At 52.1% G+C, this 12,205-nt stretch carries 8 protein-coding genes; 2 read left to right on the top strand and 6 right to left on the bottom strand.

Annotated elements, in window-relative coordinates; genetic code table 11:
• The first annotated feature begins 306 nt into the window (after positions 1-306).
• Both EH207_RS14840 and EH207_RS14835 read left to right on the top strand, forming a co-directional pair.
• Complete coding sequence (locus EH207_RS14840; protein WP_137714697.1) at positions 307-729, top strand: type III secretion system chaperone; 423 nt, start codon at positions 307-309, stop codon at positions 727-729.
• A gap of 192 nt (positions 730-921) precedes the next feature.
• Positions 922-6,543 carry an AvrE-family type 3 secretion system effector gene (locus EH207_RS14835; RefSeq protein WP_137714696.1) on the top strand — a complete coding sequence of 1,874 codons (5,622 nt, stop codon included), beginning with the start codon at positions 922-924 and terminating at the stop codon, positions 6,541-6,543.
• A gap of 192 nt (positions 6,544-6,735) precedes the next feature.
• Here the strand turns inward: EH207_RS14835 and EH207_RS14830 are convergent, their stop codons facing one another.
• The 6 genes from EH207_RS14830 to EH207_RS14805 form a co-directional block, all read right to left on the bottom strand.
• Positions 6,736-7,494, bottom strand: a complete 759-nt coding sequence (locus EH207_RS14830) for an amino acid ABC transporter ATP-binding protein (RefSeq protein WP_281279131.1) — start codon at positions 7,492-7,494, stop codon at positions 6,736-6,738.
• A 35-nt stretch (positions 7,495-7,529) separates the two neighbouring features.
• The gene (locus EH207_RS14825; RefSeq protein ID WP_137714695.1) at positions 7,530-8,270 is read right to left on the bottom strand and encodes an amino acid ABC transporter permease; all 741 of its coding nucleotides are present in this window, start codon (positions 8,268-8,270) and stop codon (positions 7,530-7,532) included.
• Positions 8,271-8,272: 2 nt separating this feature from the next.
• The gene (locus EH207_RS14820; RefSeq protein WP_137714694.1) at positions 8,273-8,971 is read right to left on the bottom strand and encodes an amino acid ABC transporter permease; all 699 of its coding nucleotides are present in this window, start codon (positions 8,969-8,971) and stop codon (positions 8,273-8,275) included.
• Positions 8,972-9,008: 37 nt separating this feature from the next.
• Positions 9,009-9,830, bottom strand: a complete 822-nt coding sequence (locus tag EH207_RS14815) for an ABC transporter substrate-binding protein (protein ID WP_137714693.1) — start codon at positions 9,828-9,830, stop codon at positions 9,009-9,011.
• A gap of 476 nt (positions 9,831-10,306) precedes the next feature.
• Positions 10,307-11,521 carry a pyridoxal phosphate-dependent aminotransferase gene (locus EH207_RS14810; RefSeq protein ID WP_246048893.1) on the bottom strand — a complete coding sequence of 405 codons (1,215 nt, stop codon included), beginning with the start codon at positions 11,519-11,521 and terminating at the stop codon, positions 10,307-10,309.
• Positions 11,522-12,184: an RraA family protein gene (locus EH207_RS14805; RefSeq protein ID WP_137714692.1), complete on the bottom strand. Its 663-nt coding sequence runs from the start codon at positions 12,182-12,184 to the stop codon at positions 11,522-11,524.
• Between the last annotated feature and the right edge of the window lie 21 nt (positions 12,185-12,205).

The following is a 12,205-nucleotide window of genomic DNA, read 5'->3' as shown; positions in this document are numbered from 1 at the left end:
TGTTAATGACTAACAGCAATAACAATAAATTATATTTAAACGGTAATCGGTTTTATCGAATGCTTCCAAAGACAGAGTATATTTTCAGATCGTTCAGGTGTCAGGAAAATGGCATTGCGGACGGCAGCCCTTATGAAAATATAAAGCTGATTTTCTTTTAATGGCGAGCGGGAAAAGAAGGGACCGCCAGAGAAATTGCTCAGGCCGGTGAATTTATTTCTCGCGGTCTTAATTAAGCAATTAAAAAAAGAGAATTGGGGGGAAGGATTGATTCACTGTTTTAACAACGGTAAGGAGAAAACAATAATGACACACTATCAACGACAGGTTGAACGCTGGTTGCAGCATCTTGCCAAACGCTATGGTACTTCACTCTCTCTGAAGAACGGCATATGCGCGTTGTGCGACGAAGAAGGGGGCGAAGCGGCGGTGATTGAGATGCCGGCGCAAAGCGATAGCCTGTTATTGCACTGCCAGATGCCGGTGTTGCCGGAAGAAATCTCCGAGGTGTACGCGCGTTTCTGTTTGCAACTGAATTTTGAAATGAACGCTATGCGCGGCTGTTGGTTGGCGCTGGATGACTATCAAACGCTGCGTCTCTGCACCCAATACACCGTGAATTCGCTGGATGAACAAACATTCACTGCCCTGGTCGAGGGCTTTATTCAGCAGGCTAAAGAAGCGGGCGATTTTTTGCGGGATGCGCTTGCTCGGTTTAACGCCGCATAAAACGCACTGAGTTTTATTTTTTAACTAAATAAACAATAAAAAAGTATATTAATTAATCGATAAGGATATCGAAATAATAAAAATAAAGGTTTTTACTAAAGAGTCTGAATAAATCTGACCTTGTTTTATACCCGACAATATTTATTTTTTGAGAAATAAACTGTTATTTTAAATTTATAAATAGGGGATTTTATGTTTGGGAGCAAGGGCCATATAACGTCTACATCGCACACTATTACGCCTGTCGTAATAGGATCGGAAACCACAGCAACGCCAAAACTGCAACAAAAGGGGATTCGGCATACGCCTAAAGCCGGTGCCGGATCGCTGATAGAAAAGAGCGAACAAACCGCCAGACGTTCGCCTGTCCACCAGGCTACAGGCAGCGAACAGGGAGACGCGCCGGCGCGTCAGCGCGGCCGTGGCGGAAAGCTCAGCGGCATATTTCACCGCTTGCCGTTTATGAAAAAAACGTCCCCCGCGCCAGCCCAGACAGACCCGCAGGGCGGCGTGCGGCAGTCGAATTCAAACCGTGCCGTGCTTGACAGGATGCAGGGCTGGCCGAAGGGGATTCTGCGTGACTTCGCCGCAACCCCATCTGTTAATCGCGAGCACTCATCTAATGGCGAGCACTCATCTAATGGCGAGCACTCATCGCCGCAAGATGTACAGCGCTATCAGAAAAACTTTGCCCAGGTGCGGCAAACTATTCTCAATAAAATCGCGCAAAATTCGCCGGCCGGAGAAATCGAGTCCAGCACGTCCTCTGGTTCATCCCGCTATGCTTCACCTCTTTCTTCGCCCAGCCGTTTTTCCACTGATTCATTGGTTCAGGAGTCGGACAACGAAGACGCAGACTTTGATCATTTGTATCGGGAAATGCAGCAACGGCAGGCTAAACAGCCAGCTAAGGTGTTTGACCCGGTTGAGTTTTATGGCGCGCAGGCGAATACGAGCGGTTCGGCCTCCTCTGAAGTGCCGGACGACGATGCGCCGCAACAGTCAGGCAAGATGGCGCAGCAAAATGATGAGGTTACCTCGACGGGAAGATCGTCAGGTTTTAAGCAAGACGGGCCGATGCACAAACGGTTTCAACTGTCGCTGCCCACTATCGCGGAAGACATTTCGTCACGCCAACTGCCGAATCAGGAGGTGGCGCTGAGCCTGGATAACAAAGGCCGACTCAAGGTGAACGAGGCGCCCTCACCGGCGATGAAGACGTTGCTGAATGAAACCCTGGGCAAAGAGAATCAGCGTTTTTTGGCCCATGCGACACTCGGCGGGGAGCAGGACGAACGGCGCCATCTGCTGCTGAACAACGAGGGTAAGTTGTTTGTACTGACGAGTGTGGAAAAAAACTGTACGGCCCTGCACTCCAGCGCACCCGGCGCGGATAAACCTACGCTGGCACTGGCGGAGAAAGGTAAAGCCGCCTATCGCCTTGAGCCATCCCAAGACGGCACCAGCGTCAGCGTGCAGGTGCGGGAGAAACACCATGTTCAAAATGTGACGCAATCGACGCTGGCGTTGCCGGGGAGGTTGCATAATTCCCTGTTGAGCGGCATTTACCGTCATCCTGCGACGCGGGCGAACCCCGCAGGGGAACAGGTACGTTTGCACGAAGGGAAACTTTACGCGTTGAACGAAGCGCGGGGCGAGTGGATCAAGAAGAGCGATACCGCGCTCGATAAACTGTCCGCCCAGGCGGATAACAAGCTGTATGCCGTGCAGGATAAAAAGACGCTCGTCAACTTGACGGACAACGTGCACGGCGGAACATTCAACGACGATATCGTCACGTTTGCGGTAAATAAGCGCGGACAGACTGCCGTGTTGACGGACAGCGGCACCAGCGCACAGGTCTTCATCACGCCGTCGCAGGGAGAGCCGTCAGCACCGATACCGGTGACCTTAAGGATGGCCGAGTCGTCACTGGCGTTGGCGCGCGGCGATGATCGGATTGATGCGAAAACCCTCGGCATAACGGATAACCAGATTTATGTGACCGACAGCGAAAATACGCTGTTCGTCGGCGAACTGCCGTCCCCAGGCCAGAAGGACGTGGTGTTGACGTCAGCGCCGCAGCCGGAACTGGAAAAAACGTTTCCGAAGCATTATCAAATTGAAGGATTTGCCAACGATGAGCATGGTCAGCTCAATGCGCTGGTGAAAGATCATCTCAAACAAATTCACACCAGTCCGTTGGACGAAAAAGGGCAATTCCACGCCGGCTGGAACCTGAGCGACACGCTGGTGATCAACAACCAGTCCGGGCTGATGCAGGTGCAGCCCAGCGTTCAGGAGTCCGTCGACCTGAAACATTTGGGCAAAGTCGCCCTACACGACGGGGCGCTGTACTACAGCGATAAACTCACCCAGGCTTGGGCCAAAGCGGATAGCGGCTTCGATCAGTTGAAACGGGGCGTTGACGGCATGGCTTATGTGTTGAAGGAGGGCGAGGTCAGAAAAGTAAGCATTTCGGTAACAAGCGGGGGCTTTAGGGAAGGCACGGATAACGTGTTTTCGTTCGCTCAGGTGCGCAACAAGCCCTCCGCCGGAGGAGGACTGCTGCCGGATGCGAAGCCCGACAAAGCGGTGGCGATGGCAGTCATCAATCCCTACCAGTTTCTGGTGGTGTCCGATAAGGGCGAAATCCGTTTCCATCAGGCCAAACCGAACACCAATCAGTCGCTGCATCCGGCGCAGACATTGCCTCAGACCGGCATTCGCGGCGAAGTTAAAGACATCGTGCTCGACCGCGATCAGAACCTGTTTGCCTTAACCAAGGAAGGCCGCGTGTTCACACTGGCGAAAGATCAATGGCAGCAACCGTCGCATTTGCAGGCGCGGGCCGTTTGGCAGCCGGTCGCGCTGCGTTATGAGGGCGCCCCGATAACCCATATTCACACTGACGACGACGGGCGCCTGGTGGCTGGCGGCAAGCATGGCAGCCATCAACGCATCGGCAATACGTGGCAGCCGTTCAAGGGCGCCGAGCCTGCACAACTACCGCTGCCGACGAAACTGCCGAAAGATGAAGTGTATGACCGGCTGGGGAAATCGATGATAGTGAGGCGTATCCCAAAAACCGATACGTCGGTGCAGAACTCGGTCACCGTCGGCGGAATGAGCGGCATTGAAAGCCGGAAGGTAAAGAGCAAGTTTTCCGATCGGGTCAGCGCACATATGTTTTCGCCTACCCTAGAGATGCCCCGGCCGATCAAAAATCTGGCTTACTCCGTTCAGCATCAGTGGCAAGGACGTGAAGGGATAAAACCGCTGTATCAGATGCAAAGCCTCCTGTTCAAACAGCTGGAAGCGGGAAGCATTCGCCATAGGATCGCTGTGGTGCCCATTGACGAAGAGGTTGCGGAAGATCTGCATACCCGCCTGCAAAAACTGGATTTGGGTGAAGGCGGCAAAGAAGTGGTGGCGCTGATGCAACGCTTCCTCGGCGAGCTGGAAAGCAGCGCGCTGAACGCCGCTACCCGGATTGGGAAATTGAAGGGTATCGTCAAGTCAAACGGCGATCTAAACGAAAAATTTAAGCCATCCTTGTTGAAACCGGTGGTACAGGCGTTCAACCCGCAGCGTTCCGGGCACGACCTAAGTCGTACTCTGCTGGATGCATGGAGGGCGCTGCCAGCGCCGAAGGACGATGTCCCCAGCGGCAGTCTCTATAAGAAAGTGGAGACGCTGCTGACCGGTTTTGTCGATAAACAAGCCAACATCAGCCACCAGAAAACGGATATGACGCGTCAGCGCGATCCCAACGATCAGAGTTCATTGCTGAAATCCCGCCTGATTCTGGACACGCTGACGTTGAAAGATTTTCAGCAGTTGGTGGACAAAGCGGAGCTGTTGTCCGGCAAGTCGCCGGATGCGGATCAGGTGACGCAAATAAAGAATACGGTTCTGAAAATGCGGAATCAGGAGTACGGCGAGAACCCGGTTAAGCAGTTCACCGACATGGGGTTCGTCAGCAACCGGGCGTTGGAATCCAATTACGATGTGGTCAAAGCGTTCCTCAACGGGTTCCGCAAGGAGGATCATGGGGTCAATATGACGACGCGTACGGTATTACAGGCGGAAAATCAGACGCAGTTGGCGTCGAAACTCGTCGACACATTACAGTCGCTTGAAGATGAAGAAGCGCTTGTTTTTGATAGAAATTATGGCGTTAACGTCAGTTTGTCCTATGGGATTGAGCCGAAAGCGATACCGCTACCGCTGTATCCTTCCGCAGGCATGGGGTTTAGCCGCATGCACTCGCTTTGGGTAACGCGCACCGGTGAGGAGTATCTGTTCGAATTCGACAGGAGAGGCAATACCAGCAGTACGCTTTCCCTATCAACGGGCCATAGCCTGATACCGAATTTAACCTCGGACAGCATTAAAGAGAAGATGAATGTTCAGATAAATGAAGAACATAATTTAGCGCTTGATCTCCGCGCCAGCGCATCGCTGGGTGGAACGCTTACCGCGGGACAAAAAAACGGCCTTTACTTCTATTTACCTGATGAAAAATTGCCTGAGTTTGTTAAAAAATTGACTGAAGGCACTCTGACTCCGGTGGATTTAATGCTCGCGGGGAACCGCCATCGGGTCATGGAGGGGAATAAACTCAGTTTCAGTATGGATGTTAGCGCTTCTCTGGAGGCCCGGGCCACCATCAATGTGACGGATAGCGACGCCGATCGCACGTCATTGCTGGCGCGCGTGGCTGGCGGCGTGAGCGCCGGAGCGAGACTGGTTTCGGTTAACCGGGAGCGCTCCACTGAAGAGAGCGAAAGACAGACCATCATCTCTCACCGGGACAGCCGGGTGCGCTTTTTCAATCAAGCGAGTGTGGATGTTCATGCTTCCGCTATTACCGGTCTAATCCATAACGTCAGCGACGATCCGCAGGATGGAATGGTGACATTTTTCACGCCGGTATCGGCCTCTTTCAGCGTCAGCATGGATAAAACCGCCACTAAGCGGCTGGATGTCACGATGAAGGATGCCGAACCGGTGACGGGGGACCGCGTGGCGAGTCTGGCCAAACTTGTGGGGAAACATTTTACGGACAACACCAGCCGCAAGGTTCTGGATGCATTGAAGGATGTGCCCGATATCACGGAAAAACTGACGGTTATGCACAAGCATTTCAGCGGGCAGCACATCAACAACGATGAGCGTTATGATGCCGTCAACAAGGTCAAGACCGCGCTGTACGAACATATCGCCGCTCAGAATGGCGAACGGGTCCTGTCCGTCGCGAGAACTCGCTCTTACTATAGCTGGGTGCCGGACCTGAAGCGGGAAGGGTTTACGCATTTTCTACACCGGAAGCTGGATAGCTCACTGGCGCCAGACACCGCCCAACGTATAAAAAAGCTGATGGACACCACGCCAGAGGCCAAATGGGTGATTGATAAGTTGAAGAAAGAAATCCCTATTCTTCTTATTTTCAGACAGGATTTGAAAGAGGATATCAAGCAGAACCTGATTGACGGTATCCATGAGAAGAAAGTCAGCCACCAGGATGTTGTCAACATGTTCAACGATCGCAACCATATCCGAATGGAGTACCTCGCGTTTTACCAATTGCTGAGTAAAAAGGAGGGGTTCAGCTCACCGACGCTGGTGTTAGGCGGAAACAGCAATGCCAGCATGTCCATGTTGAAAAATTTAGGTACTCTCCGTTTTCAGTACGGGAAGGATCCGGATATGCCGATCGGATTCATTCTGGAAGGGGACATCGCTAATGCCAGTGACGAAGTGAGCAAAGCGGTGAGTCAACTGAAAAAAGAGGGGAGGGAAATTAATTAATGAGGGAGAAAACGCGTTGACACGCCGTCAGCGGGCCGTGCTTTATCGGAGAGGCGTCTGACGCATTTTCCGGCATGGCGAAAGGTGGGGAGGGCGCCTGTAACGCAAGCGCCCTTTCCCTTTTCCTGATTGAAGGGGCCGACGCGGGAGTGGATTGGGGGCCAGGGTTTCCAGCCAGCCGGACAACACCGGCTAATGAGCCCGTAGCTCAGTGAGAAATTTTCGGGCGCGCTCGCTTTGCGGTCTGGAAAAAAACGCATCTGGCGCGGCGGTTTCCACCAGGCTTCCGTTATCCATGAACAGCACGCGGTCGGCGACTTCCCGCGCAAAATTCATTTCATGAGTGACGCACATCATGGTCATTCCTTCCCGCGCCAGTCCCTTCATAACCTGCAACACTTCTCCCACCATTTCCGGGTCCAGCGCGCTGGTGGGTTCGTCAAATAGCATGGCGGGCGGGTCCATCGCCAATGCGCGCGCGATGGCGACCCGTTGCTGCTGGCCTCCCGAAAATTGCCCGGGATAGGCGTCTATTTTCGCCGCCAATCCCACTCTGTCGAGCAACGCTTCGGCGCGTTCACGCGCTTCGCGCTTATTTTTCTTCAGCACATTTAATGGCGCCAGCATAATATTTTCTGCCACGGACAGATGAGGAAAGAGATTAAAACTTTGGAAAACAAACCCGACCTGGCTGCGGAATTTATTCAAATCCAACGCCGGCGAGTGAATATCCTGTCCGTCGAATTGTATTGAGCCTTGGTGTATATCCTCCAGACGATTCACCGTGCGGATCAACGTCGATTTCCCAGAACCGGAAGGGCCGCAGACAACCACGACTTCTCCTTTGGATATATGGGTCGTCACATCATTCAGCGCATGGTAATGCCCATACCATTTATTGACGGACTTAAAGTCGATCATCGGTACTTTACGCGTTGTGTTATTTGTCATAATAAGATTCCCCTGGTGTGGAATTCATGAGTGATTCAAGGCGTCGCGGTAGAGGATAGCGCTGCGGCCATCGTCTTTTTTTCGCCGTTGCGTTTTTTATTAATGCGCCGCTCTACATACCGCGCCAATTGCGTCAACGAAAAACACAATGCGAAGTACATTACCGTCAGGATGAAAAATACCTCAAAAGGTTTAGTCAACAGCGTGCTGTTGATTTGATTCGCGGCGAACGTCAGCTCATTAACGCTGATCACATACCCCAAAGAGGTTTCTTTAATGGTGGAGACAAACTGGCTGATCATCGCCGGCAGCATATTATAAAGCGCCTGTGGCAGAATGACTTTCACGGTCGTCTGCATATAGCTCAGCCCGACCGCGCGCGCGGCTTCCGTTTGTCCTTTAGGCAGACCTTCGATGCCTGCGCGGATGATCTCGGCAAGATAGGCGGCCTGATAAATGACCAGCGTCACCAGCATCGTGGTAAAGCCGTTTACCGAGCGGCCAATCAACTGAGGAATAAAAAAATAAACCCAGAAAATCAGCATGATCAAAGGTACGCCGCGCACGCCATAGACCAGAACCGCGGCCGGCAGGCGCAGCCAGCGAAAAGGGCTGACGCGTGCCAGCGCAATCGATACGCTGAGCGGAAAAGCAAGCAGCAGGCCGAAAAGAGACAGCAGAAAGGTAATCGCCAGTCCGCCAAGCGGACCGTGGGGATATTGGCCCACCAGCAAGAGTAGCCAGTTATCTTTCAGGATTAGCAGTAAATCGCTCATTCCTACCTCGCTTTAATACGGTAACGATGCTCAAGCATGGAACCGGTAAACATAATGAGCAAAGAAACCGCCAAATACAAAACGGTAACCACCAGATAGATTTCAACGGTACGAAATGATTGGTTTTCGATTTCCCTGGCGACGTAGGTTAACTCCGCGACGCCGACCGTCATCGCCAGACTGGTGTTTTTGAACAACAATACGGTGTGGTTGATCAATGTCGGCAGCGCAACGCGCACCGCCTGCGGGAGAACAACCAATCGGAAAGCCTGTATATATCCCAGCCCCAGCGCGCGTGACGCCTCAAGTTGTGACTTGGGGATGGTGCGTATGCCCGCGCGCAGGGCCTCCGAGACATACGCACCCATGCAAAGCCCAACCGCGATAAACGCAAACAGGAACTCGCTGTTATGTGCATTCGTCCACTGTTGTATGCTGTCGGGGAGCAGCGTGGGAATGCCGAAATACCACAGGAAAATCTGCACCAGCATTGGGACGTTCTGATGGTATTCAACATAGCTGGCCACCAGTATTTCCCCAATACGGCTATTACTCATGCGGATCAGGGCGAGCAGGATGCCCACCACCACCGCAATCATCCATGCCAATGCGGTCAGTTCAGCGGTGGTGAGAATCCCCTGGAGTATCCATCGCGGATACTCGCCTTGTGTCAGAATGGAGAAATCTAATTCAGTTCCCATGACGACTCCTGATATATTTCAGCGGGATCAACGCCTATCAGCCATTAATGGGCTTGATAGTAAAACTGCGTTGCAGGCCATAAGGTGTTTCTTCTCCCAGCCACTTATCAAAGATTTGCCGTGCTTCACCCGATGCTTCCATTGATTGCAGAATGCCGTTGACCTTGTCGATCAACGCGGTTTCGTCTTTTTTCATTCCGATACCCCATGCTTCCGTCATCAACTCGGGCTCAAGAATGTCGATCGGCGCACTGCTCTCAACCTGTTTTTTGAATTTCATCAACATAATTTCAGAAACGGCAAAACCTTCCACCTTACCCTGCTGCATGGCGAGAAAGGCGGCGGGAGGGTCCTGGAAAGTGACGACTCTGGCGCTGGGTAAACGACTTTTCACCGCCATTTCAGAGGTTGAGCCTTTGGGCGCGCTGACGCGTTTACCTGCGAGATCGTCCAGCGTTTTATAGCCCTGGCTGCGTTTAGCCGCGACTTTCTGCAAACTGACATAATAACTGTCGCTGTAGGCGATTTGCTGCGCACGCTCCGGCGTCCAGCCGAGATTAGCGACCAGCACATCGACCCGGCCCTGTTGCAATTCAGGGATGCGCGCGGCGACAGAGATCAATTTGAGCGCCGGTTTAACCCCCAGTTCTTTGGCGATAGCATGACAAAAATCAACGTCATATCCCTGAATTTCCCGTGACTGGGGATTGGGAGAACTAAACGGTTCGGCCGTGCCCAGTGTTCCACATACCAGCGTCCCTTTATTTTTGATATCGGCAAGCTGGTCGGCATGGGCAAATGTAGCCGTCAGCAAAGACATTGCCGCCGCGCCCAATGTCACTATTACTGTTTTACGCATTGTCATTCTCCTCGGTTAAAAGAAAGGTCTGTCCCCCATCAAAAAGAGGGTATATAGCTTCAAGCGATAGCCTATAAATATCAGTAATAGACTATTCATTGCGGTAAAAAAAGTGATTTTTTATGCTACTTTAAAATTACTTTTTTTCATGTTTCAGCCAGTGCAACAACCAGACCGACACCTATTTCTGATGGAGAATAAATATCAATTTTTATTATGGTACAAAGATAAAAAATAAAATTTTAATAGGTAAAAAAGGATGGTGAATGAAAGTACAGTTTCGAGCTAACGAACATGACAACATTGGTTTATTAAAAAGGGTATGGCTTTTATTTGTTCAGATGCGAACGTATCAATCCTATTTTTTCAGCAGCAATAAGTAGCCGGTATTCGGGTAATGCCGGGCGTGTGCAAAGGGCGCTCATCCTTGAGAATGCCCCGATAATCAGATCGCAACAGGCTGCGCGGCGATAGCATCATGCCAATAGGGATAACGCGCTTTTAATCCGGCGGCATCCCTCTTCAATATTGTCCAGCGAACTGGCAAAGGATACTCGGATATAAGGCGACATGCCGTAAGCGCGTCCGCTCACGGTGGCGACACCGCTTTCGTGGAGTAAATACGTCACCACGTCGTCATCCGAACGGATGTGTCGGCCTGTAGGCGTTGTTTTTCCCAATAGTCCAGCGACGTTGATAAATAAATAAAATGCGCCTGCTGGCGGCGTAAATTGCAACTCCGGCACCTCACCCAGCCGTTCCGATATCCGATTGCGGCGCTGGCGGTAAATTTCCAGCATATGTTGAACGGGGGCCTGGTCGCCGGAGAAAGCGGCAATGGCGGCCGCCTGGCTGACCGAACTGGGGCAGGTTGTCGTCTGCGAAATCAGTTTGGCAATGGCGGAAATCAGCCACTTCGGGCCGGCGCCATAGCCCAGACGCCAGCCGGTCATGGCATAGCCTTTAGAAGCACCGTTAATGATTAAAATGCGCGCTTTCAAGTCAGGGGCAATCGCCGCCATTGAGATGTGTTTATTATCCTCATAGACAAAATATTCATAGATTTCGTCCAGCATAATGAGCACGTTGGGATGTTTTCTCAACACATCGGCAAGGGCGGCAAGCTCGCCGGCTGTATACACGGCGCCGCTCGGATTGTTCGGCGAGTTTAATACCAGCCATTTGGTGTTAGAGGTTATCGCGTTTTCCAGTTCGTGCGGCGTAAGTTTGAAATCCGTCTCTTCCCGCCCTTCAATAATAATCGGACGTGCGTCGTTCAATAGCGCTAAATCCGGGTAAGAAACCCAGTACGGCGCATGAATGATGACGTCGTCCTGTTCAATCAATGTAGACGCAAACGCATGGAAAATAATGTGTTTGCCTCCGCAGCCGCAGACAATCTCATCCGGCGCGTAATCCAGCCGGTTGTCCCTGCTTAATTTTTCACTTACCGCTTTTCTCAGCGCCAGCGTCCCACTGGCAGGCGTATAGTGGGTTTCACCGTTGCGCATGGCGGAAATCGCCGCGGCGATGATATGTTCAGGCGTATCAAAGTCCGGTTCGCCGACGGTGAAATTGATAATATCCCTGCCTTCGGCGCGCAGTTGAGTGACCAGATCGTTGGCGGCAAGGCTGGGAGAGGGCTTGATACGGCTCAGGCGATCGGATATTTGCTGTTTATTTGCCATCATTTACATAAGACCTTTTTGTCTGAGTACATCGGTAAACCAGGTCTGGTCTTGCGCCTGGGAGGCGATTTGTCGTTTGATCGCGTGTTCTTTCGCGGCGTGCCGGGCCGCCAGAGCCAGTAGATCGTCAGCAAATTCAGGCGCAAAGCAGACAGCGCCGTCCTCATCGCCCACGACGATATCGCCTGGATTGACAATTTGACCGCCGATAAAAACCGGCACATTGACTTCGCCGGGGCCATCTTTATAAGGTCCCCGATGCGTCACGCCTCTGGCATAGCAGGGCGTATCGACAAAGCTGGCGACATCCCGTATCGCGCCATCCACAATGAAGCCGACGCAGCCGCGCCTTAACGATTCCAGTTTGATCAATTCACCGATCACTGCATTATTAAGACTTCCTTCGGCGTCGATCACCAGCACGTGGCCGGGTTTGATCATGGTCATGGCCTTATAGACTAAAAGATTGTCACCCCCGCGGGTTTTTACCGTAAGCGCGGTGCCTACCAGCTTCCCGCTTCGGTGATAACGAGTCAGACCGCCAATACCGATACTACGGGATACATTGTCACTGATATGGGGAGTGACGACATCCATAAAGGCGTCGCGGACTTGCGGGCTGATAGGGTTTGGCGCAGGATTGATCACGCTTCCGGGCAGGTTCATTTTTCCCCCTCTTCATCAAAG

Source organism: Brenneria rubrifaciens, from assembly GCF_005484945.1.
GTDB classification, from domain to species: Bacteria; Pseudomonadota; Gammaproteobacteria; order Enterobacterales; family Enterobacteriaceae; genus Brenneria; species Brenneria rubrifaciens.
This window is presented reverse-complemented; position numbering and strand designations above follow the sequence as displayed.

Bases quoted from the DNA above. Each gene is read 5' to 3' on its own strand.
- EH207_RS14840 (WP_137714697.1), top strand. From the start codon at position 307: ATGACACACTATCAACGACAGGTTGAACGCTGGTTGCAGCATCTTGCC.
- EH207_RS14835 (WP_137714696.1), top strand. From the start codon at position 922: ATGTTTGGGAGCAAGGGCCATATAACGTCTACATCGCACACTATTACG.
- EH207_RS14830 (WP_281279131.1), bottom strand. From the start codon at position 7,494: ATGACAAATAACACAACGCGTAAAGTACCGATGATCGACTTTAAGTCC.
- EH207_RS14825 (WP_137714695.1), bottom strand. From the start codon at position 8,270: ATGAGCGATTTACTGCTAATCCTGAAAGATAACTGGCTACTCTTGCTG.
- EH207_RS14820 (WP_137714694.1), bottom strand. From the start codon at position 8,971: ATGGGAACTGAATTAGATTTCTCCATTCTGACACAAGGCGAGTATCCG.
- EH207_RS14815 (WP_137714693.1), bottom strand. From the start codon at position 9,830: ATGCGTAAAACAGTAATAGTGACATTGGGCGCGGCGGCAATGTCTTTG.
- EH207_RS14810 (WP_246048893.1), bottom strand. From the start codon at position 11,521: ATGATGGCAAATAAACAGCAAATATCCGATCGCCTGAGCCGTATCAAG.
- EH207_RS14805 (WP_137714692.1), bottom strand. From the start codon at position 12,184: ATGAACCTGCCCGGAAGCGTGATCAATCCTGCGCCAAACCCTATCAGC.